The organism is Methanobacterium spitsbergense (assembly GCF_019931065.1).
GTDB classification, from domain to species: Archaea; Methanobacteriota; Methanobacteria; order Methanobacteriales; family Methanobacteriaceae; genus Methanobacterium_B; species Methanobacterium_B spitsbergense.
Map to the genome: position 1 here is coordinate 565,980 of NZ_JAIOUQ010000003.1, position 22,265 is coordinate 588,244.

Consider the following 22,265-nt stretch of genomic DNA (forward strand, 5'->3'; position numbering starts at 1 on the left):
AGGTTAGATTTTTGTCGAGATGAGATAATGAAAGCTTGCAGATATGAATATTCAGATAAATTTTATAAGTTTAAATGCAATGAAGAATCTCTTCATGGTTCAGATTATTGTATACTCCATACAAGATTTCCAGAAGATGAGAATTCCCATGATTATCATGTTTTATTAGAGGAAAAGAATAAAAAAATAAAAGAAAAAGTTGAAAACGATGATTTTAATTTTTGGGGTGCCAAATTACCTGAATTAAATTTTGATGGCATGAATATTGAAGGAGATTTAACTTTTAGGGGCGCCACAATAAATAGATATGCTTCGTTTCGTGGTACTACAATAAAGGGGTATGCTAACTTTGATTTTTCCATAATAGATGGAACAGTAAACTTCGAGGGTGCTACAATTGACGAATATGTTTTTTTTGATGGTGCAAAAGTTAAAGGATACGCCTTTTTTATGGATGTGACAATAAATAAAGACTGTCACTTGAGACATGCTGTAATAGATGGAAATTGTTCTTTTAATAATGCATTTGTTGATGGGGATGTGTCTTTCAGTGATGGAACAATTGGAAAACATCTTTTTTTCCATGATGCTACAATAAAGATGAGTATTTGCTGTGATAATACAACAATTAATGGAAATCTTTCATTCTATGATGCTACAATAAATAGAGAGGCTTACTTTAATGGTGCTACAATAAATGGACTTGTTTTTTTTGAAGGTTTAAACATATCCAAAGAACTAAATTTTAAAGATACAATATTTAAAAACCCAAATTCCCAAGAAAAAGCGTGTAGAAAAGCAAAACAAGTATATGAGGAGTTAGGCGATAAATCAGAGGCTGAAGAATATTATTATAGAGAAATGGTGGGTAAAAGACTCCAAAAACCGTATTATAAGAGATATCTTGAGTTGATAATACAATACTGTTTTGGCTATGGTGTTTATCCTTATAGACTTGTAATTACGTGGGTACTAATTGTAATCCCACTTGCTTTTATTTACTGGCTTGGAAATGGAATACAAGATGCAAATACAATTTGGTCTAATCTATATTTCAGCGTTGTAACTGCTTTAACACCAGGGTATAGTGGTTATAAACCAATTAATTCACTATTTCAGATTTTAGCGACAGGGGAAGCTATTTTTGGAGCTTTTATGTGGGGAGCTTTTATTGTAACTTTTGCAAGGAAATATTTGCGATAAAAAATACTAATATGTCCCATTACAGATTTGTATACTGATTAATGAATTATTAAACAATTTATGTAATTTTATACTCCTAAAGAGTCTATAATAAATTACAGAACCAGAAAAGAGTTGTGATATTAGCATGTCAATAAAAGAATTTTTGAAAATATTTGATTTGCATAAGCTTTGGACATACGGTATATTGTTTATTGTGTTGTTACTGATATATGAGGTAAATTGGAAGTGGGTGGTAGCGCATAAGTTACCAAATGTTATTAGTACAACATTAACATCAGCAGAATTGTTAGTAGTAGCAGGACTTACAATTACGTTTTATACACTTTTATTACAAGTCATAGACAGAACATTAGGAAAGGATAAGAAATATGAGATTATAGAGAGTATATCTACTACTTTAATCCTATTAAATATATTTCTTGTATCAATAACTATAATTTTGATTTTAATATCTTCATTAGGGGCAGATTCTTTAAGATTAACTGGATTTTACTATTTAATTAATAGTTGGGTTTATAATGTGATAATAATGTTTTTTGTGATTGTGTCTCCATTTATGGAAAGGCTATTAGTAAAGAAGACTGATAGAATAATAATCAACTTAAGTTTAATTATCCTTTTAGTATATAGTGTTGTGAAATTCTTATTTTTTACTATATGATGATGTCTTATAGATTATTTTAATAACAGTTTCTACGTCTTTTCCGGTAATATTACAGTATTTTTTCCAAAGATTTGAATTATACTAATTTTTTCTTGATAATCTGTTCTTAGATGTTATCATATCATAAATATACTTTTATTTCATTGATTGAGAGGTAAATAATTGAGTTTTGAGATAGTGATAGATTAAAGTGTTTTTTATTAATTTTAGAGCCCAATATGATAGTATTGATATAGACTAAACTTGCAATAAATGTAGTTACTTATAAATCAACACATTTAATCATACGGTCATGTATTAATTGATATAGTTAGATATTGTATGTATCATTTACTCATGGGTGAAGTTGATTTAATTAATGTTTTTGATATTCACTTACCTTTGTTTTGAGTTGTTCAATTTTTATATAATTTCCTGGACATCGCATTCTAATTAAATTTTTAATTTGTTCCATTTCATTTTAAATAGATCTCCAAGTTTAGAAACATATAGCGTCAATTCGTAGATTCAAAACAGATACTATTTTAATACATTAAACACCATTCTTATACATGTTGGGGGAAATGGATGCGAGTTTTAACAGACACAAACATTTTTATTTTAAGGGAAGATAACAGTGTTGTTTCAGAGAATTTACAAAATTTGTTGCGTATATTAAACAAAGAATCTGTGACAATATTAATACACCCAATTTCAAAAGCTGAAATAAAAAAAGATAAAGATAAGGATAGAAAAAAGGTTTCATTATCCAAAATAGAAACATATCCATTATTGGAATCTCCACCTAATCCTATAGGAGATAATGAATATTTAACTGTAGTAGGAAAGCCAAAGAATAGTCATGACATAAACGATAACATTATTCTTTATTCTGTTTACAAAAATGCTGTGGATTTTTTTATTACAGAAGATAGGGGTATTCATAAAAAAGCATCAAAATTAGGAATCGAAGATAGAGTATTCACATTAGATGAGGCTTTAACCACCTTCGAAGAGATGTTTAAAGAGTTTCAACCACCTTATCCTCCTGCAATTGCTGCTAAAAAAGTTTATAATTTAGATGTTAATGATGAAATCTTTGATTCTCTTAGAGATGAGTATGATGGTTTTGATGAATGGTTTATAGATATTTCGAAAGAAGGCAGAGATTGTTGGGTACATTTTAATTCAGACGAAAGTATTGGAGCAGTTTTAATCTATAAACAAGAAGACGATATCATAGAATTAAAAGATAAAACTTTGGATAAAAAGAAGCGAGTTAAGATATCAACTTTTAAAGCTAAAAAAACAGGTTTTAAAATAGGAGAATTGTTTTTAAAACTTAGCATTGAATTTGCACTAAAAAATAACGCGACAGAAATTTATTTGACTCACTTTTCCAAACCAGATGATCATTTAGTAGAACTCATAACGGACTATGGATTTTCATATGTTGGTAAAAATAGGCGATATGAAGATGATGTTTATCTCAAAGAATTAAACCCCAGTAAAGAAGATTTAAAGCATTTATTTGATTCAGATGGTCCTGTTAAAGTGGCAAAAACTTTTTACCCTCATTTTTATGATGGAACTGAAGTTAATAAATTCATTGTTCCAATACGTCCTGAATTTCACCATAGACTGTATGTAGATTATAAAGGAAGGCAAACAACAATTCCTGAATTTTCTAACGAGTTTATTATAGAAGGCAACACTATAAAAAAGGCATATATTTGTAATTCCGTAAGAATAAATATGAATCCGGGAGATTTACTATTTTTCTACAGATCTCATGATGTAAAAGAGTTAACTACAATTGGTGTAGTTGAAAAAGTTTTTATAGACAAAAATAAGGAAGATATTATTAAAATCGTCGGCAAACGAACTGTTTACACAAATAAAGAAATAGAAGAAATATCTAAGAAGAGGACATTTGTAATTTTATTTATAATGGTGTTCCATTTACCAAAATCTATTAAACTTGAAGAATTAAAAAAGGCAAATGTTTTAAAAGCAGCTCCACAATCTATAATTAATGTAACAGATAAATATATTACTATAAAAGAGTTGGGTGATATTAATGGCCGTTTTACTTTCGATTAAACCCAAATATGTTGACGAAATAAAAAGCGAAAATAAAAAATATGAGTTTAGAAAGTCGATATTCAAAAGAAATAATACATCTAAAGCATATGTTTACTCAACTAATCCTGTAAAAAAACTAATAGGCAAGTTTAGTATTGGAAAAATCATAGAAGATCATCCAGAAAAATTATGGGAAAATTTTAATGACTATGCTGGTATAAATGAAGATGAATTCTTTGATTATTTCAGTGGTAGAAATAAGGGATTTGCAATAGAAATTAAAGAATTCATACTTTTTGATGATCCCATTGAACCTAAAGAGTTAATCCCGAATTTTGTCCCTCCTCAATCCTTTTATTATATTGAAGAAGACGTTATTGAAGGTAATTGTAACTCAAAAGAAGTACAAGAGAGTTTAGATTGTTACAGCAATAGTAAATAAATCAAACATATATTAATTTTTTTTGATATGCTAAGATTCATATAATTCAAAATGTCCAGTTAATTTTTTGATAACCAGTTTCAAGTTTTAATATTTCTCATCTCTTGTCTTAATAATCTTAATAGCCTTGTTATATTCATCAAATAATGTGTTATAATCATCTATAAGATGATAAATAGTTTCATGATTCATAAAAAAGACAAGTTCTCCATAACTAAAGTCTTTCAATAATTCAGGATAATGGGGTTTGTTTGAAAGATTATTTTATTACTAAAATCAAATTAGTTATGTCAAAATTAAAAAATAAGTATCGCTAACATGAATAGTCTTTGCAGGACAGATAACACCTAAACATCCAAATATTAATGAAATTAATCCTGGAATGCTTGACGAAGAAATTACGATTGAAGGAGTAGTGGATAATATCAAAGAATCTCCTAAAAGTCAAACATATTTTTTGGAAGTATCAGATAATACTGGAAAAATTAACGTAGTTATTTTTAAAAGAAATGCTAAGGATATTGAAAATAATAATCTAAATATTTTTCAACTTAATAAAAGAAGAATAAAACTTTTAGGTACAGTTACAGAATATAATGGTAGAATGGAACTAATATTAAAGGATGAAAAGTCAATTGAAATCATTGCATAAGTTGAATGTATCATCTTAAATTGATAAGATAAGTGAGAAATTTCAAAATATTTTTATATCATATTAAGTTAGAATCTAAAATTCATATCCGGTATTTAACTTGTTGAATGAATTGAATCAAAACAATAAAATTATCTATAAATTTTAATATATTATGTTTCATACCTTTAACAAATAGAAATTATAAAATTTGGAGTTATTTTCATGACGATAAAACGATTATTTGGAACATTTGGGGTTAGAAGAATTGCAAATCAGGAATTAACACCAGAATTTGCATCAAAACTTGCAGCAGCATATGGTTCACTTGTAAAGGGTACAGTTGCTGTTGGCGGAGATCCGAGAACATCTACAGAAATGATAAAACATTCTGTTATTGCAGGATTATTATCTTCCGGTTGTGATGTTGTTGATCTAGGAATATTGCCAACTCCTACTGTTCAGTTTGCAGTCAGAAATTATTATGATGGGGGAGTAATGATAACAGCATCTCATAATCCTCCAAAATACAACGGGTTGAAGTTTGTTGATTCTGATGGAATTGGAATCCCTGAGGATATGGAGAAAAGTATTGAAGATATGTTCTTTAATGAAAATCCTGAAAGGGTTTCTTGGAATGATATTGGAGAAGTATTTGCTAACCCGGGTATTATAGATGAATACGTTAATAACGTTTTTAACCGTGTTAATCAGGATTTAATAAAAAACGCCAAATTGAAGGTTATTGTTGATTGTGGAAGTGGAGCAGCATGTTTCACGACACCTTATCTCCTAAGAAAGCTTGGTTGTGAAGTAACTACTATGAATTGTCAACCTGATGGGTTTTTCCCTGGAAGAAATCCTGAACCTACAGCTGAAAACTTGGAAGAACTCAGAAAAGTTGTGAAATCAACAAAGGCTGACTTGGGAATTGCTCATGATGGGGATGCAGATCGTACAATATGTATAGATGAGAATGGAGATTTTGTTTTTGGTGACAAAACATTTGCATTAGTTGAAAAGGATATGCTTAAAGAAAATGGCGGAGGAATAATTGTAACAACTGTTGCAACATCTGCAGCAATTTATGATATTGCAAAAGAGTACGGGGGCGAGGTTATTGCTACAAGAGTTGGTGATCTTCTTGTTGCAAGAGAATTAAAGGATATGAATGGTTTATTTGGAGGGGAAGAAAATGGTGGTTTAATATTCCCTGATTTTGTTTATGGTAGAGATGCAGCATTATCAACAGCAAAAATAGTTGAAATAATGGCAAAAGAAGACAAACCCCTTTCAGAGTTAATAAGAGAACTTCCAAGTTACAGTTCAGCTAAGCTCAAGATTGAATGTCCTGATAATCTTAAAGTTGAAGTCATGGAAAAAATTGCAGATGCAACATCTGAGTATAAGGTAGATACTACAGATGGAGTAAAGATATTGACAGATGAGGGATGGGTTATTATAAGACCTTCAGGGACTGAACCAATATTCCGATGTTTTGCAGAAGCTGAAAACGAGAGCGATGCAAAAAAGATGGCTGAATGGGGAATCTCACTCGTTAAAGAAAATATGAAACAATAATTTAAAAATACCCATTTTTTTGTAACTATTTAATAGATAACTTTCATAAAATTCAATCTTTGTAAAACCCGTAAAATTCTGAACAGTAGGCACACATGGGATATTTTTCATATTTATAATGACTTGCATCGTCTTTGTTTATATCGAATTTTTGAAGACAGAAATAGCAAGTCTCTATTTTTCCTCCATTTTCACATTCACATTTATAATTATTTTGTTCTTCTATTTTAACACCCCTATACTGATTTGGATATTTATTTAGGATATTTTACTTTTAATAATTTATGTATACAATCACTTTTTCTTATACTTTACAAGTTGGTTATCTAAGTTCAGAAAAAAATTTTACCTTCAAACAACAAAATTATAACTATGATAGTCAAGGGAAAAAGAAGGAAAGTTGCATGGGGCATAACTGGAAGTGGCGAAAAGATTATGGAAACTGTAGAGATTATGGAAAAAATGAAAAAGAAGTACAGAAAAATCTATGATATTAGAGTTTTCATTTCCAAAGCCGGTGATCAAGTTTTAAAATATTATAATCTTTCAAATACATTGGAAACAATTTTTGATAAAACTTGGACTGAAATAAATGCAAATGCACCTTTTTTAGCCGGACAAATTCAACTTGGGAGTTATGAATTTCTCTTGGTAGCACCAGCAACCTCTAACACAGTAGCAAAGATATCACTAAGGATAGCTGACACATTACTTACAAATGCGGCTATAATGGGTCAGAAAACATCTACACCTATCTATATTATGCCAACAGACTTTAGAGAGGGAAGTGTAATTACACAGCTACCTAATGGAAAAGATCTAGAATTAAAAATTACTCATGAAGATGCTGAACACGTTGAAAAACTATCTAAAATGCCCAACACCTTCGTTTTTGAACATCCCGATGAAATACCTTCTATATTTGAGAAGCATTCTGGCAATTAAACAGTTGATGATAAAAACTGCAAAGTCACACTTAGATTGAACAGTCCATCATCGTTAGCAGTCATGTCAGAAATTCCTCTGAAGTAGTGGTCAACATCTCCTGCACCTGCGATATTTAATGCTAACGGTTCAACTTCGTCAATTCCTTTGAAAAAATTACCAATATCCATTATTTCGGATTCAGATCCTTTAAAATTTACTACAACACTGCCTCCAGTCCGTGACTGTATTGTAACATGTTGATCATCTACTTCTAGTTTTTCTTCACTTTTTTTTGTATTTGCTCTATTTTTTATGAATACTATATTGGATTTTTCCATCTCTAATCACCTATACCTAGTTAATAGAAGTTTTTTAAAACAAATCAATAGTTATATATTGGACTGGGCAGTATAAACTTTTTTTTATTTGAAATGTTTATATCAATATTTACATTAAAAAGGATAATAAAATAATCAAAAGGGTTTTATTAGAACTTGTAGCCTATTTCTCTTAAGAATTTTTTCCTGAATATTATATCCTCTTCAGTTTCAATTCCGACCGGTTTAAAACCATCAATAACTCCAATTATTCCTCTTCCTTGTTCTGTTTCTGCGATAAGTATCTCAACTGGATTTGCAGTAGCACAAAATAGGTTTACAACTTCTGGAACACTTTTTATTCGTTGTGACACATTTATGGGAAATGCATTTTTTAGAAATATCAAAAAAGAATGTCCACATCCAATTTCTAGCATCTTTTCTCCAGCAAGTTCTGATAATTCGTCATTATTACCTTCAATTCTTACAAGGCAGTCTCCAGATGCTTCACTAAATGCTATTCCAAATTTTGCACCAGGTACTGTATTAAATATGGCTTCATACAAATCTTCAATTGTTTTTATGAAATGGCTTTGTCCCAATATTATATTACAATCTTCTGGAGCTTCTAATTTAACTACTTTTATTTGCATGTCCATAAAAAACCTCCATTTTTGTTATAATGAATTTTATATTCTTTATAATTATTCAATTTATCTAACCTTCAATAATTTTAATTAGATTGGCTGAAATCATTTTCAAAAATTACTTTAAATTCGGGAGCGATCATTATATATATCAGAATTTTAAATAAATTGTCATTAACAATCATTATAAATATTTTAGAGTTTGAAAATTTCTAGCTTTTAATAAAATCAAACTAAAAAGTGTCTATGTTTTTAATTTATAAGAGGTTTCAACATGAAAGAGAAAATGAAAGAGATTGCTCAACGTGTTTCAGAGTTAAGGGAACTTTCTGATATTGGTATAGATGAAATGGCAAACCAATTGAATGTTCCTGTTAAAACTTATATGGGTTACGAAGAAGGAAAAAATGATATATCTGCAAGTGTACTTTACGAAATAGCACAGAAATTGAATGTGGATATGGGGCTACTGCTCACTGGAGAAGAAACTAGAATGCATATATTCGCAGTTACTAGGAAAGGTAAAGGTGTGAGAGCTGAAAGAAGAAAAGAGTACAAATACGAGAACCTCGCTGAAAAATTCATACATAAGAAAGCCGAACCATTCATAGTAGCTGTTAAACCTAGGACCCAATTAGGAAAACCTTTAACCAACTCACACCCCGGCCAAGAATTCAACTACGTTATTGAAGGAACCTTGAAAATTTACATACACGATAATGAAATTGTTCTTGAAGATGGCGATTCAATATTCTTCGATTCATCTTATGAACATGCAATGGAAGCACTAAATGATAAAAAAGCTAAATTTTTAGCTATAATTCTTTAAAACAACCAGATATATTATAATCAAATGGAAAATTAAAAATAAACTGTAAGTTTGGGAAAGAGTGTTAAGGGGTATTACAATGTCATCGTTACTAAATAAATTCGTTCCAAAAATGGAATTCGATTCATATCAAGATTTTGAAAAGAACTTTAAGATAGAAGTTCCTGAAAAATTTAACTTCGCATACGACGTAGTTGATGAGTATGCTGAGAAGGATCCTGAAAAGATTGCAATGGTCTGGTGTGATGACAATTCAGAAAAAATTTTTACATTCAAGGAAATGAAAACCTACAGTGATAAGGCTGCAAATCTTTTTAAAAACTATGGTATTGTCAAGGGCGATACAGTTATGCTTACATTAAAGAGCAGATATGAATTTTGGTTTTGTCTGCTGGCACTTAATAAGATAGGTGCAATACCTATCCCTGCAACGCATATGCTCAAGTCGAAGGATATTGTTTACAGAATTAAAAGTGCAGATATAAAGATGATGGTTTGTATAGCTGAGGACCAAGTTCCTGAATGTGTTGACAAGGCAGAAAAGGCTATTGGCGATAGAAAATTGATAAAATCAGTTGTTGGTGGGAAAGAGAGACCAGGATGGATAAATTTCAGGGAAGAACTTGAAAATACTTCAGAAGAATTTAAACGTCCCACAGGAAAAAATTCAACATCAAATGAAGATGCATCAGTTGTTTATTTCTCATCAGGAACAACAGGGCTTCCAAAAATGATACTCCACGATTTCACCTATCCGCTAGGGCATATAATAACCGCTAAGTACTGGCAGAATGTTGTTGATAATGGGCTTCATTACACAGTTGCAGACACTGGCTGGGCCAAATGTTTATGGGGAAAAATATATGGACAGTGGATAGCAGGAAGTGCAGTATTTGTTTATGATTATGACCGTTTCGACGCTGCTCAAATGCTTGAAAAAGCATCAAAACATGGTGTGACCACATTTTGTGCTCCTCCGACTATTTACAGGTTTCTAATCAAGGAAGACCTTTCAAACTATGATTTTTCAACCTTAAAATACGCAGTAACTGCGGGTGAACCATTAAATCCCGAAGTTTATAATAAATTCTATGAATTTACAGGTTTAAGATTAATGGAGGGATTTGGGCAAACAGAAACAGTGGTGAGTATAGCCAATTTCCCATGGATGGATCCTAGACCAGGTTCAATGGGAAAACCTTCCCCTGGATACGATATGCTGTTAATGGACAAACATGGTAAGATATGTGATATTGGTGAAGAGGGCGAACTAGTTGTTAAAACAATTGATAAAAAACCCCCTGGGCTCTTTGGAGGATATTATAAGGATAAAGTCAAAACTGACCAAGCATGGCACGATGGATATTATCATACAGGAGACACAGCTTGGAAAGATGAGGACGGATATTTATGGTTTGTTGGAAGGAATGATGATATCATTAAAAGTTCTGGTTACCGTATAGGTCCCTTTGAGGTTGAAAGTGCAGTTATATCTCATCCTTCAGTACTTGAATGTGCAATAACAGGTGTTCCACATCCTGTAAGGGGCCAAGTTGTTAAAGCTACCATTGTATTGGCCAAAGGTTATGAACCTTCTGAAGAGCTTAAGAAAGAAATTCAAAATCATGTAAAAAGTGTTACGGCTCCTTATAAATATCCTAGAGTAATTGAATTCGTTGATGAGCTTCCTAAAACTATAAGTGGAAAAATTAGACGTATAGACATAAGGGAAAAGGACAAAGAGGAACAAAATTAACACTATTAATTGGATGTGACAATAACACCAGGTAATAGGTTAAATGAGTATTAAATTTTATTACTAAAGTGATTGAGCATTTAAAAATTTTATAAATATAATTTATAAATTCATTATATATACAAAATCAAGAAAGATTGATATTATGTCTGAAAAAAAGGATAAAAAGGAACCATATCCTGTAATAAACACTTTAGAGTGTAAAGAATGTGAGAGATGTATTTTAGCATGTAGAAAGGGAGTACTAAAGATAAGTAGTTCCCTGAATGAAAGAGGATATCATTATGTTGAATACACTGGTGAAGGATGTACAGGTTGTGGAGACTGTTATTACACCTGTCCAGAACCTTTAGCAATTGAAGTACATATACCTAAGAGATCTAAAGATAAAAAGAAGAAAAAAAATGAGGAGGAAAATGAATGGCAACACAGCTCATTAAAGGAAACACAGCCGTTGTAATAGGGGCCATGTATGCAGGATGCGATTGTTACTTTGGATATCCAATTACCCCAGCCACAGAAGTCCTCCATGAAGCATCCAAATATTTTCCTATGACTGGAAGAAAATTTGTTCAAGCCGAATCAGAAGAAGCAGCTATAAACATGGTTTATGGTGCATCGGCAGCAGGTCACAGGGTTATGACAGCATCATCAGGTCCGGGTATAAGCCTTAAACAGGAAGGAATGTCTTTTCTAGCAGGAGCCGAATTACCATGTGTTCTTGTAGATATAATGCGGGCAGGACCAGGTTTGGGTAATATTGGGCCGGAACAAGCAGATTATACACAGCTTGTGAAGGGTGGTGGACATGGTAACTATAGAAACATAGTTTTAGCACCTAACTCTGTTCAAGAAATGTGTGATTTTACAATTAAAGCATTTGAACTTGCAGATAAATACAGAAACCCCGTAGTTGTACTGGCAGATGGAGTATTGGGTCAAATGGTTGAGCCTTTACAATTCCCTGAAAATGCGTTGAAACCCTCTATAGACACATCATGGGCTGTTTGCGGGAATAAAGAAACAAAAAATAATTTAGTTACATCTATATTCCTAGATTTTGACCAGCTTGAAGATTTTAACTTCAATTTACAGAATAAATATGGAATTATAAAGGAAAATGAAGTTGAATTTGAAGAATTTGCAATGGAAGATGCTGAAATAATTCTGGTTGCATATGGGATAAGCAGTAGAATAGCTAGATCAGCTGTTGAACAGGCAAGGAAACATGGGATAAAAGTTGGATTATTCAGACCAAAAACACTCTTTCCATTTCCTGAAAAGGCTCTAAAAAAGATAGCAGAAGAAAGGGAATGCAAATTCATATCTATTGAAATGAGCAACGGGCAGATGATGGAAGACATAATCTTGGCAATAGGTTGCAGTAGACCAGTAGAATTAATCAATAGAATGGGCGGAAATCTTGTGGATGTAGAAAATATAACCAAAAAGGTAATAGAAATTGCTGGAGGTAAATAAATGTCAAACAAGATTGAAGATCCCACAGAAAAGATTTTAAGAAAACCAAAATCTATTCTCGATGAATTTCCCCGTAAAGGTGGAAGTGCACCTACAGCAACTCATTATTGTCCGGGATGCGGACATGGAATTCTTCACAAACTTATTGGAGAGGCAGTTGACGAGTTAAATATTCAGGATAGAATGGTAATGACTAGTCCTGTGGGATGTGCTGTTTTTGCCTATTACTACTTTGATTGTGGCCATGTACAAGTTGCACATGGAAGGGCACCTGCAGTTGGAACAGGAATATCACGAGCAGAAGACAATGCAATTGTGATACTGTATCAAGGAGACGGGGATCTTGCTTCAATAGGATTAAATGAAACTATTCAAGCTGCCAATCGTGGAGAAAAAATGGCTGTTTTCTTTATAAATAATACAGTGTATGGAATGACTGGCGGTCAAATGGCACCTACAACACTTGTTGGTGAAGTCACAGTAACCTGTCAAGAAGGAAGAGACCCTAGATTCACAGGATACCCACTGCACATGAGTGAACTTTTAAACAACCTCAAAGCACCTGTTTTCATTGAAAGGGTTTCACTTTCAGATCCTTCACACATAAGAAAAGCTAAAAAGGCTGTTAAAAAAGCACTTGAAATTCAGAGAGATGGCAAGGGTTATGCATTTGTTGAACTTTTATCACCTTGCCCAACCAATCTAAGACAAGATGCAGAGGGTGCAGAAAAATTTTTGAATGAAAAAATGGAGGTCGAATTTCCATTAGTTAATTTCAGGGATAGAACATCCGAGGTTGAACCTTTATGTAGAGGTGAAAGTGATTTTTCAAAGGAATTACTAGATAATATATTTGAAGTTGATAGTGGAAGTTCAATGGAACCATTAGATGATCCTGACTTTGAAACAAAGGTTATCAAAATATCAGGATTTGGAGGACAGGGTGTTTTAAGTATGGGCCTCATAATTGCCCGAGCTGCGTGCAAAGCACGCCGTTATGTTTCATGGTATCCTTCATATGGTCCAGAACAGCGAGGAGGAACATCAAACTGCACAGTAATAATATCTGGGGAAATAATTGGTTCTCCAGCAGTGCACAATCCTGATATACTGGTAGCACTTAATAAACCTTCTCTAGAAGAATTTGCACCAAGGGTTAAAAATGGTGGTACCATACTCTATGATTCGAAAATTGGAGAATTCATTACTCAAGAAAATATCAGGGTTATTGGAGTTCCTGCAATGAAAATAGCTAAGGAAAAAGGAGTTGGAAAGGCTGCTAATACTGCGATGCTGGGTGTTTTAATGGCGATTTCAAAGGAACTTTCTGAGGAAGTTTTCAAGGATGCTGTAAAACAGGCTTTTGCAAAAAAACCTAAACTAATTCCTGTTAATCTGGATATATTGGAATCAGGTTCAAAATGGGCTCATAAAAATTTAGAAATTGATAAATAGGGATTAGAATATTTTTTCATTCTATTTTTTTTTATTGTACTGAATCTGATGCTTATTTATTTTTATTTATTATTTTTAAAGTCAAAAAGGCTTGAAACTTTTGTTTGATGTTAAATTTGTTTCAAAGTATATCCTTAATTTGTACCATATTCATAAAATTAATATAACTGATTTAAAAATGAATATTTGTCCCTTATAACTCTTTAAATTCCTTTTAAAACAAAGTTTAAGTAAAACAAACTATAAAATATATATAAGAATTAGTTTTTTATTATATTTTTAGGGAGGTTTGTAATGTCAATAGATTCATCAAGAAAGGACGTTAGTATTGTTCTTTGCGGAGAAGCGGGTCAAGGTATTCAAACTGTAGAAAATATACTTGTAAAAGCAATTAAAAAGAGTGGATACAATGTTTTTTCAACCAAAGAATACATGTCACGTGTTAGGGGTGGCGAAAATTCCACAGAGATCAGAGTATCATCAAAGAGAGTAATTTCCTATGTTGATAGAATTGATATTTTGCTATCGTTAAGTAAGGGAGCGGTTCCACATCTAGAAAACCGTATAAAATCTGATACACTCATAATTGGGGATGAAAAAACATTAGAATCCCTTTCTACAGAAAATTACAACTTACTTAAAGTGCCTTTAATGGAAATAGCTAAAAAAATGGGTGGATCAATTTTTTCAAATGTAATAGCTGCAGGGATAATAGCTTGCGTTCTAAACATACCTAAATCAATATTTGAAAATTGTATCGAAGATATTTTTGCACGTAAAGGTCAGGAGATTGTTAAAAAAGATACAGATGCAAGTGTGAATGGATATGAAATTGGCAAGAAAATAGTTGATTCTGGAAGAATTAACTTACAGATTGAAAGGGATCCCCAAGTTTTAGAAGAACTACTTCTAGATGGAACAGAAGCAGTGGGATTGGGATGTATAGCGGGTGGCTGTAAATTTATGTCTTCCTATCCTATGACTCCATCCACACCTCTCCAAGTATTTATGGCTGTCAATTCAGAGGAATTTGACATGATCTTTGAGCAGGCAGAAGATGAGATTGCTGCAATTAACATGGCAATAGGCGGATTCTATGCAGGTGCTAGATCAATGGTTGCTACTTCAGGAAGTGGATTTGCACTTATGGAGGAAGCAGTAGGTCTTTCGGGAATGATTGAAATACCAGTGGTAATATATTTGGCTCAAAGACCAGGACCGGCAGTTGGTCTACCAACAAGGACATCACAGGAAGATCTGAACCTTGCACTATATTCAGGTCCTGGAGAATTTCCAAGAATAATATTTGCACCGGGTAATCTTGAAGATGCGTTTTTCCTTTCTCAAAAAGCATTTAACCTTGCTGATCATTACCAGATACCAGTATTCATACTTTCAGACCAATATTTTGCAGATATATTCTACAACCAACCAATATTCGATCTAGAGGGTCTTGAAATTGAAAATCACATAATAAAAACCAAATCAGATTATAAACGATACGAAATAACAGCCAGTGGAATATCTCCAAGAGGAATTCCCGGATATGGCGAAGGATTGGTTGTTGTAGATTCTGATGAGCACGATGAGGAGGGACATCTTACAGAGGATCTTGATCTCAGGACTGAGATGATTGACAAGAGACTAAGAAAATTAAATGAAATACAGAAGGAGATAATACCTCCAGATTTGTTAGGGGGTTCAAATTATAAAATTTTGGTAATAGGATGGGGATCAACCTACGGCTCAATAAAAGAAGCTTTGGATAATCTTGAAAATGAAGATATTAGCTTTTTATATTTTAAACAAATCTACCCATTAGATCCATCAATAAAAAACCTCCTTAACAATGCAGAAAAAACCATAATATTTGAAAATAATGCTCAGGGACAATTTGCAGATTTAATCAAACTTAAAATTGGATTTGAAATAGAAAAAAATGTTTTGAAGTATAATGGTATGCCATTTTCAGTGGAAGAAGTTGAAACGAGTCTCAAAGATTTTATAGGAGGATAAAAAATGGATCCTAATATATTTGATATAGACGGAGCAGACATTGCCTGGTGTCCGGGATGTGGAGATTTTGCAATTCTCAAGACAATAAAGGAAACACTTGCAGAAATGGAAATCAGCCCAGAAGAGCTGGTTTTTGTATCTGGAATTGGGCAGGCCGGTAAATTACCTCATTATCTTAAAGCAAATGTTTTTAATGGGCTTCATGGAAGATCTTTACCTGTATCCACAGCAATAAAAGCTGTTAATCCAGAACTTATTGTAGTTAATGTGAGTGGTGATGGTTGCACATATGGTGAAGGAGGTAACCACTTTATCCATAATATTAGACGTAATCCTGACATAACAAACATTGTTCACAACAACATGGTTTATGGTTTAACAAAAGGACAAGCATCCCCAACAAGTCAAAGAGATTTTAACACTCCTTTGCAGATTGAAGGCGTAACATTAGAACCCTTTAATCCACTGGCAATAGCAATAGCCCTAAATGCATCATTTGTTGCTCGGGCATTTAGTGGAGATATAAAACAAACTAAAGAAATTCTTAAAAAGGCAATAAAACATAAGGGATATGCTTTAATTGATATATTCCAACCATGTGTGACTTTCAACAAGGTTAACACATTTCAATGGTTTAAAAATAATACCTATTATTTAGATGAATCCCACGACCACTTTGATAGAGAGGAAGCATTCAAAAAGTCAATTGAAACAGAAAAATATCCTTTAGGCATATTCTATATGAATTCCGATAATAAAACATTTGAAGAGAACATAGTTGCCTATAAAACAGACAAATCACCCATGTACCAGAGGGATCTTGACATTGGTAAATTGAAGAAATTAATTGACACAAAAAAATGAATAAAAATTTTTAAATAGAATTTCCTTAAGATATGGTTATTAACAAAATGTTAAAATAGGGTGTAATTAATTATTAAAAAGAATTAGAGGTAAAGTATGGATAAAATTAGGATTCGATCTTGGAATGTCAATGGTATTAGGGCAGTTCATAAAAAAGGGTTTTTGGAATGGTTTATTAACGAAAAACCAGACATTCTTTGCCTTCAAGAAACAAAAGCAACTAGAAAACAATTTCCTAAAGATTTAAGGGTTATTGATAATTATCATCTTTATAATTCCGAAGCAGAAAAGAAGGGATACAGTGGAACTGCAACATATTCATCTATCAAACCTGAAAAAGTACAATATGGTTTTGGAATTAACAGATTCGATCTTGAGGGAAGAACAATTATCACAGATTATGGGGATTTTATACTGTTCAACATCTATTTCCCTAACGGTAAGATGTCACATGAGAGGTTACAATACAAGATGGAATTCTACGATGTATTCCTAGGATATGTAGATGAGCTGAAGGATGAGGGAAGGAATATAGTTGTATGTGGAGATGTTAACACTGCACATAAAGAAATAGATCTGGCCCATCCAAAAGAAAACTCAAAAATTTCAGGATTTCTTCCTGAGGAAAGGGCTTGGATGGATAAATTTTTTAGTCATGGCTATGTGGACACTTTCAGAGAATTTAACAAGAAACCCGAACAATATACGTGGTGGAGTTACCGTACCAGGGCAAGGGATAGAAATGTCGGCTGGAGACTGGACTATTTCTTTGTAAACAAGGAATTTATGGATAATGTTGAGTCTTCATACATTTTATACGATGTAATGGGATCAGATCATTGCCCAATCGGTCTTGATATTACGATATAGAACTAAAATTCCTGAATTAAAGTATTTAAGGAGTTTAAATTTTATTATTTTATTTAATATTTAAGTTTCGCATTGATTTTAGATTATATTATATATATTAAAAAAGTTAAACATCAAAACTTAAAAGTTTTATGAGATGTTTTACTAAGATAAAACACCTAATTATTATGCAGCGTTTTTTGTATAATCATTTAGACTTCATTATAAAAAACTTAAACAGGAATTTAATCAATACTTAGAGGGATGTTATATGGGTTATAAAGGATCTTCACAGAAATTTTTGGAATTATCAGGCATATCCATAGGGGATATTATTAAAATTACAAAAAACAATGTTTCTTACCAGGGAATTCTACTTGATAGAGCGGAAGATCCTGATGATAAACACATAGTTTTAAAACTAGATAGCGGTTACAACATAGGGATAGATGTTGTGGGAGCATTGGCAGAATTAGTAACAAAAGGAGATAAGCCCAATTTAGAACTTCCACCTTTAGATATGGGGAAAGATGTAGATAAACCAGATATATCAATAGTATCCACGGGAGGAACTGTCGCATCTGTTGTTGATTATAAAACAGGTGCAGTTCATCCTGCTTTTACAGCAGATGATCTTATTAGGGCAAATCCAGAATTACTTGTCCACGCTAATATAAATGGTGAAGCAATTCTCAATATTCTGAGTGAAAATATGAAACCCGAGTATTGGGCAAAAACTGCAAGATCAGTAGCTGATGAAATTAATAACGGAGCCGATGGGATTGTTGTAGCACATGGTACAGATACAATGCACTACACATCTGCAGCTCTGAACTTCATGTTAGATACACCTGTACCTGTTGTTGTGACAGGTGCTCAGAGAAGTTCCGACAGACCCTCTTCAGATGCATTTATGAACTTGATAAGTTCGGTGGTAGCTGCAAAATCTGATATAGCCGAAGTAACACTTTGTATGCATGCAGAAGAAGATGATTCATATTGTTTACTTCACCGTGGAACAAAGGTCAGAAAAATGCATACAACTCGCAGAGACACCTTCAGAAGTATAAACACCCTTCCAATTGCTAAAATTGAAAAAGGTAAATTAAAACTAGTTGATAAAAATTCAAATTATAAAAAGAGAAGCAACGAAAATGTACAGCTTCATGATGATCTCGAAGAGAAAGTTGCTTTAATTAAGAGCTATCCTGGAATTGAGGCAGACATAATTGATTATCACATTGACAAGGGGTACAAGGGAATTGTTCTTGAGGGTACAGGATTGGGACATTGTCCTGAAAATTTACTGCCATCGCTTGAAAGGGCAAAAGATTCTGATATTCCAGTTGTTATGACTTCACAATGTTTATATGGTCTGGTTAATATGAATGTGTATAGTACGGGTAGAAAAATTGTTTCTGCTGGTGTGATTTCTGTTTTTGACATGATTCCTGAGACAACATATGTTAAATTAGTTTGGGCTCTGGGTCAAACCGAAAATATTGAAGAAGTCAAAAAAATCATGCAAACCAATATAGCAGGGGAGATAGGGGAAAAATCATCAGAAAAATACTTTTTGAACTGATGATCAGTATTATATTTTAGTTATAGGGGGATCTTTATGGACTACAAAAAATTAGGTTTAAAAATGGGTCTTGAAATACACCAACAGCTTAACACAGAAAAAAAGTTATTTTGTCCGTGTAAATGTGAATTAACTGATAAAAAGCCTGATTACAAACTTTTAAGGTATTTGAGACCAACCCAAAGTGAGCTTGGGAAAATAGATAGGGCGGCTTTTGAAGAATCTAGGCGGAAATTAAAATTTATATATGAATCATACGATTATGAAACATGTCTAGTAGAATCTGATGATGAACCACCACACCCACTGAATATGGAAGCCTTAGAAATAGCAATGATAATAGCTTCCATTCTTCATATGAATATTATTGATGAATTCCACACCATGAGAAAACAGGTTATAGATGGGAGTAATACAGGCGGATTTCAGCGAACTGGACTTGTCGCAACAGATGGATATCTTGAAACAGAATATGGAATTGTCAAAATAGAAAATCTCTGCCTTGAAGAAGACGCAGCTAGAAGAATTAGTCAGAAGAGAGGGAAAGTAGTATTCAGACTCGATAGGCTGGGAATTCCTTTGTTGGAAGTAACTACAGATCCATCTATTAAACATCCTGAACAAGTTAAAGAAGTTGCATATCAATTGGGTCAAGTTCTTCGAAGTACAAAGGTGAAACGGGGACTAGGAACAATACGTCAAGACCTGAATATTTCCATTGCAGAAGGAGCACGTGTGGAAATAAAAGGGGTACAAGACCTTGATTTAATGCCCAAAATGGTAGAAAATGAAGTTAAAAGACAATTAAACCTCATAAAAATAATGAAGGAACTTCAAAGTAGAGAAGCTACTGTTGATAATGAAATACATAATTTAAATAAAATATTTAAAAAAACTGAATCTAAAATAATATCTAAAGCATTGTCCAATGGAGGAAATGTTCTAGCAATAAAATTAGGTGGATTTAAAGGTTTAATAGGAAAAGAAGTTCAACCTGGAAGGCGTTTTGGAACTGAACTAGCAGGTTATGCTAAAAAGATGGGAGTATCAGGAATATTTCATATTGATGAACTTCCAGCATATGGTATAACAGATGTAGATATTGAAAGAATTGCAGACCATCTCAAACTATCGGAATATGATGCATTTATCATTGTTGCAGATGAGGATGAAAAGGCAAGAAATGCTATTATGGAAGTACAAAGAAGAGCAAAAACATCTATTAAAGAAGTCCCTGAAGAAACAAGGAAGGCTTTAGAAGATGCTAACAGTGAATATCTCAGACCATTACCCACAGCTAGCCGTATGTATGTTGAAACAGACATACCTACTACTGTAATATCTAAAGAGCAGATAAATGATATTAAATCAAATTTACCCGAACTTCCAAATGAAAAGAAACAAAGAATTATTGATCAGTACAAATTAAGTGAGGATATAGCTTCACAATTAGTTCGATTAGATAAGGTGGAAAATTTCGAAGATATAATGTCCACCTCAAAATTAGACCCAACCACGGTAGGATCAACACTTGCTTACACACTTAAAGAGCTTAGAAGAGATGGAAATGATGTTTCAAGATTAGATAATAAGATGTTGAAGGATACTTTTGCATTGGTTGAAGATGGAAAAATCGTTAAAGAAGCAGTTTCAGAAGTTATTGTGGGATTATGTAACGAAGAAGGTTCACCAGAGCAGATAGCTAGAAGTCTTAACATTATTATGCTCTCTGAAAAAGAAGTGGAAAAAATAATAGATGAGATACTGTTTGAAAATAGCAAAATTGTTGAAGAACGTGGAATGGGTGCAATTGGAGCTTTAATGGGTAAATCCATGCAGAAACTCCAGGGTAAGGCAGATGGAAAACTTGTGAATAAACTTTTGAGGGATAAGATACAGAATATAAAGTAGTTGTGATGTTTTTAATAAAAAAATTATTAAGTGTATACGCACTTAAAATCCCTTAAATAATATTTAATAATGGAATTTCGGGTGGTTTTATGGAAGAACATGATATTATTATTGTGGGGGCAGGACCTGCAGGTCTAACAGCAGGCATATACGCAGGAAGAGAAGGTTTGAAAGCAATGATTATCGATAAAGGTGTTAAAGGTGGAAATGCTAACATGGCCCCTGTTATTGCAAATTTTCCAGGGTATAAATCAATACCGGGATTGGAGTTGCTTAAAAATATTGGAAACCAAGCAGAAAAATATATTTATATCCGGGAATACGAAGAAATAGTTGAAATACAGAAAAAAACCGACACAATAACATTAAAAACTGATAAAGATAATTATAGAACTAAATCATTAATAATCTGCTCTGGCACAACCTACAGGAAATTGGGTGTTCCTGGTGAGGATAAATATATAGGGAAAGGAATATCATATTGTTCAATATGTGATGGAATGCTTTTTAAGGGTAGAGATGTTTTAGTTATTGGTGGAGGTAACTCTGCTGTTACACATGCTCTCCATCTTAAAGATATAGGTGTAAATGTTAAAATTGTCCATAGAAGAGACGAGTTGAGAGCTCAGAAATATTTACAGGATAAACTACATGAAGTTGGAATACCTATTATTTGGAACTCTGTTGTAAAGGAGATAAAGGGAGATATATTCCTAAAAAGTGTGATAGTCCATAATAGAGAAACAGATGTTGATGAAGAGCTGGAGGTTTCAGGTCTATTCTTAGCTGTAGGTGAAAAACCAAACAGTGACATTGCATCTAATATGGGTGTAAATGTAGATGAAATGGGTTATATCATAACAGATAAAAACCAAAAAACAAATATTACAAATGTTTACGCTGCAGGAGATATAACTGGAGGAGTGAAACAACTTGTAGTTGCTTGTGGTGAAGGGGCTGTGGCTGCTGTAAATGCATATGAAGAACTTAAAATTGTAGAATAGAATTTTTATGATTTAGATTATTCTTTTTTTAAATAAAT

At 32.7% G+C, this 22,265-nt stretch carries 20 protein-coding genes; 18 read left to right on the top strand and 2 right to left on the bottom strand.

From position 1 onward, the window contains the following. Positions 1–27 precede the first annotated feature (27 nt). The 7 genes from K8N75_RS04060 (at position 28) to afpA (ending at position 7,533) form a co-directional block, all read left to right on the top strand. Entirely contained in the window at positions 28–1,203 is a 1,176-nt protein-coding gene (locus K8N75_RS04060; RefSeq protein WP_223790834.1) for a pentapeptide repeat-containing protein, read from the top strand. 127 nt (positions 1,204–1,330) lie between these two features. Further along, a complete protein-coding gene (locus K8N75_RS04065) occupies positions 1,331–1,867 on the top strand; it encodes a hypothetical protein (protein WP_223790835.1) in 537 nt (178 codons plus the stop codon). 570 nt (positions 1,868–2,437) lie between these two features. Next, on the top strand, positions 2,438–3,952 hold the full coding sequence (locus K8N75_RS04070) for a PIN domain-containing protein (RefSeq protein ID WP_223790836.1): 1,515 nt from the start codon (positions 2,438–2,440) through the stop codon (positions 3,950–3,952). After that, positions 3,930–4,376 carry an ASCH domain-containing protein gene (locus K8N75_RS04075; RefSeq protein ID WP_223790837.1) on the top strand — a complete coding sequence of 149 codons (447 nt, stop codon included), beginning with the start codon at positions 3,930–3,932 and terminating at the stop codon, positions 4,374–4,376. The genes K8N75_RS04070 and K8N75_RS04075 overlap by 23 nt, the downstream gene beginning before the upstream one ends. 382 nt (positions 4,377–4,758) lie before the next feature. After that, positions 4,759–5,028: an exodeoxyribonuclease VII large subunit gene (locus tag K8N75_RS04080; protein ID WP_223790838.1), complete on the top strand. Its 270-nt coding sequence runs from the start codon at positions 4,759–4,761 to the stop codon at positions 5,026–5,028. A gap of 204 nt (positions 5,029–5,232) precedes the next feature. After that, entirely contained in the window at positions 5,233–6,588 is a 1,356-nt protein-coding gene (gene glmM / locus K8N75_RS04085; RefSeq protein ID WP_223790839.1) for a phosphoglucosamine mutase, read from the top strand. Between the two features lie 372 nt (positions 6,589–6,960). Continuing rightward, positions 6,961–7,533, top strand: coding sequence for an archaeoflavoprotein AfpA (gene afpA / locus K8N75_RS04090; RefSeq protein WP_223790840.1), 573 nt, complete (start codon positions 6,961–6,963; stop codon positions 7,531–7,533). Here the strand turns inward: afpA and K8N75_RS04095 are convergent. Then, positions 7,530–7,853 carry a hypothetical protein gene (locus K8N75_RS04095; RefSeq protein ID WP_223790841.1) on the bottom strand — a complete coding sequence of 108 codons (324 nt, stop codon included), beginning with the start codon at positions 7,851–7,853 and terminating at the stop codon, positions 7,530–7,532. The two genes, afpA and K8N75_RS04095, sit on opposite strands and share 4 nt — an antisense overlap. 149 nt (positions 7,854–8,002) lie before the next feature. Next, a complete protein-coding gene (locus tag K8N75_RS04100; protein WP_223790842.1) occupies positions 8,003–8,491 on the bottom strand; it encodes an adenosine-specific kinase in 489 nt (162 codons plus the stop codon). Positions 8,492–8,753: 262 nt separating this feature from the next. Between K8N75_RS04100 and K8N75_RS04105 the strand changes: the two genes are divergently transcribed. From K8N75_RS04105 to K8N75_RS04155, 11 genes are all read left to right on the top strand, one after another. After that, positions 8,754–9,308: a helix-turn-helix domain-containing protein gene (locus K8N75_RS04105; protein WP_223790843.1), complete on the top strand. Its 555-nt coding sequence runs from the start codon at positions 8,754–8,756 to the stop codon at positions 9,306–9,308. A gap of 79 nt (positions 9,309–9,387) precedes the next feature. Next, positions 9,388–11,064 (top strand): AMP-binding protein, encoded by a 1,677-nt coding sequence (locus K8N75_RS04110; RefSeq protein WP_223790844.1) that lies wholly within the window; start codon positions 9,388–9,390, stop codon positions 11,062–11,064. Between the two features lie 145 nt (positions 11,065–11,209). Continuing rightward, positions 11,210–11,524, top strand: a complete 315-nt coding sequence (locus tag K8N75_RS04115) for a 4Fe-4S dicluster domain-containing protein (RefSeq protein WP_223790845.1) — start codon at positions 11,210–11,212, stop codon at positions 11,522–11,524. Continuing rightward, positions 11,485–12,543: a 3-methyl-2-oxobutanoate dehydrogenase subunit VorB gene (locus K8N75_RS04120; protein WP_223790846.1), complete on the top strand. Its 1,059-nt coding sequence runs from the start codon at positions 11,485–11,487 to the stop codon at positions 12,541–12,543. Before K8N75_RS04115 ends, K8N75_RS04120 begins: the two co-directional genes overlap by 40 nt. Further along, complete coding sequence (locus K8N75_RS04125) at positions 12,544–13,998, top strand: 2-oxoacid:acceptor oxidoreductase family protein (protein WP_223790847.1); 1,455 nt, start codon at positions 12,544–12,546, stop codon at positions 13,996–13,998. A gap of 294 nt (positions 13,999–14,292) precedes the next feature. Beyond that, positions 14,293–16,014: a 2-oxoacid:acceptor oxidoreductase subunit alpha gene (locus tag K8N75_RS04130; protein ID WP_223790848.1), complete on the top strand. Its 1,722-nt coding sequence runs from the start codon at positions 14,293–14,295 to the stop codon at positions 16,012–16,014. Between the two features lie 3 nt (positions 16,015–16,017). After that, positions 16,018–16,878 (top strand): thiamine pyrophosphate-dependent enzyme, encoded by an 861-nt coding sequence (locus K8N75_RS04135; protein WP_223790849.1) that lies wholly within the window; start codon positions 16,018–16,020, stop codon positions 16,876–16,878. A 96-nt stretch (positions 16,879–16,974) separates the two neighbouring features. After that, a complete protein-coding gene (locus tag K8N75_RS04140) occupies positions 16,975–17,748 on the top strand; it encodes an exodeoxyribonuclease III (protein WP_223790850.1) in 774 nt (257 codons plus the stop codon). Positions 17,749–17,998: 250 nt separating this feature from the next. Further along, the gene (gatD, locus tag K8N75_RS04145) at positions 17,999–19,312 is read left to right on the top strand and encodes a Glu-tRNA(Gln) amidotransferase subunit GatD (protein WP_223790851.1); all 1,314 of its coding nucleotides are present in this window, start codon (positions 17,999–18,001) and stop codon (positions 19,310–19,312) included. Between the two features lie 36 nt (positions 19,313–19,348). After that, entirely contained in the window at positions 19,349–21,223 is a 1,875-nt protein-coding gene (gene gatE, locus K8N75_RS04150; protein WP_223790852.1) for a Glu-tRNA(Gln) amidotransferase subunit GatE, read from the top strand. Between the two features lie 89 nt (positions 21,224–21,312). Beyond that, positions 21,313–22,227, top strand: coding sequence for an NAD(P)/FAD-dependent oxidoreductase (locus tag K8N75_RS04155; protein ID WP_223790853.1), 915 nt, complete (start codon positions 21,313–21,315; stop codon positions 22,225–22,227). Positions 22,228–22,265: the final 38 nt, after the last annotated feature.

What these genes read in the sequence shown, in the direction of transcription:
- afpA (WP_223790840.1), top strand. Translation starts at nt 6,961, where the DNA reads ATGATAGTCAAGGGAAAAAGAAGGAAAGTTGCATGGGGCATAACTGGA.
- K8N75_RS04105 (WP_223790843.1), top strand. Translation starts at nt 8,754, where the DNA reads ATGAAAGAGAAAATGAAAGAGATTGCTCAACGTGTTTCAGAGTTAAGG.
- K8N75_RS04115 (WP_223790845.1), top strand. Translation starts at nt 11,210, where the DNA reads ATGTCTGAAAAAAAGGATAAAAAGGAACCATATCCTGTAATAAACACT.
- gatD (WP_223790851.1), top strand. Translation starts at nt 17,999, where the DNA reads ATGGGTTATAAAGGATCTTCACAGAAATTTTTGGAATTATCAGGCATA.
- K8N75_RS04125 (WP_223790847.1), top strand. Translation starts at nt 12,544, where the DNA reads ATGTCAAACAAGATTGAAGATCCCACAGAAAAGATTTTAAGAAAACCA.
- K8N75_RS04075 (WP_223790837.1), top strand. Translation starts at nt 3,930, where the DNA reads ATGGCCGTTTTACTTTCGATTAAACCCAAATATGTTGACGAAATAAAA.
- gatE (WP_223790852.1), top strand. Translation starts at nt 19,349, where the DNA reads ATGGACTACAAAAAATTAGGTTTAAAAATGGGTCTTGAAATACACCAA.
- glmM (WP_223790839.1), top strand. Translation starts at nt 5,233, where the DNA reads ATGACGATAAAACGATTATTTGGAACATTTGGGGTTAGAAGAATTGCA.
- K8N75_RS04135 (WP_223790849.1), top strand. Translation starts at nt 16,018, where the DNA reads ATGGATCCTAATATATTTGATATAGACGGAGCAGACATTGCCTGGTGT.
- K8N75_RS04100 (WP_223790842.1), bottom strand. Translation starts at nt 8,491, where the DNA reads ATGGACATGCAAATAAAAGTAGTTAAATTAGAAGCTCCAGAAGATTGT.
- K8N75_RS04060 (WP_223790834.1), top strand. Translation starts at nt 28, where the DNA reads ATGAAAGCTTGCAGATATGAATATTCAGATAAATTTTATAAGTTTAAA.
- K8N75_RS04140 (WP_223790850.1), top strand. Translation starts at nt 16,975, where the DNA reads ATGGATAAAATTAGGATTCGATCTTGGAATGTCAATGGTATTAGGGCA.
- K8N75_RS04095 (WP_223790841.1), bottom strand. Translation starts at nt 7,853, where the DNA reads ATGGAAAAATCCAATATAGTATTCATAAAAAATAGAGCAAATACAAAA.
- K8N75_RS04070 (WP_223790836.1), top strand. Translation starts at nt 2,438, where the DNA reads ATGCGAGTTTTAACAGACACAAACATTTTTATTTTAAGGGAAGATAAC.
- K8N75_RS04065 (WP_223790835.1), top strand. Translation starts at nt 1,331, where the DNA reads ATGTCAATAAAAGAATTTTTGAAAATATTTGATTTGCATAAGCTTTGG.
- K8N75_RS04120 (WP_223790846.1), top strand. Translation starts at nt 11,485, where the DNA reads ATGGCAACACAGCTCATTAAAGGAAACACAGCCGTTGTAATAGGGGCC.
- K8N75_RS04155 (WP_223790853.1), top strand. Translation starts at nt 21,313, where the DNA reads ATGGAAGAACATGATATTATTATTGTGGGGGCAGGACCTGCAGGTCTA.
- K8N75_RS04130 (WP_223790848.1), top strand. Translation starts at nt 14,293, where the DNA reads ATGTCAATAGATTCATCAAGAAAGGACGTTAGTATTGTTCTTTGCGGA.
- K8N75_RS04080 (WP_223790838.1), top strand. Translation starts at nt 4,759, where the DNA reads ATGCTTGACGAAGAAATTACGATTGAAGGAGTAGTGGATAATATCAAA.
- K8N75_RS04110 (WP_223790844.1), top strand. Translation starts at nt 9,388, where the DNA reads ATGTCATCGTTACTAAATAAATTCGTTCCAAAAATGGAATTCGATTCA.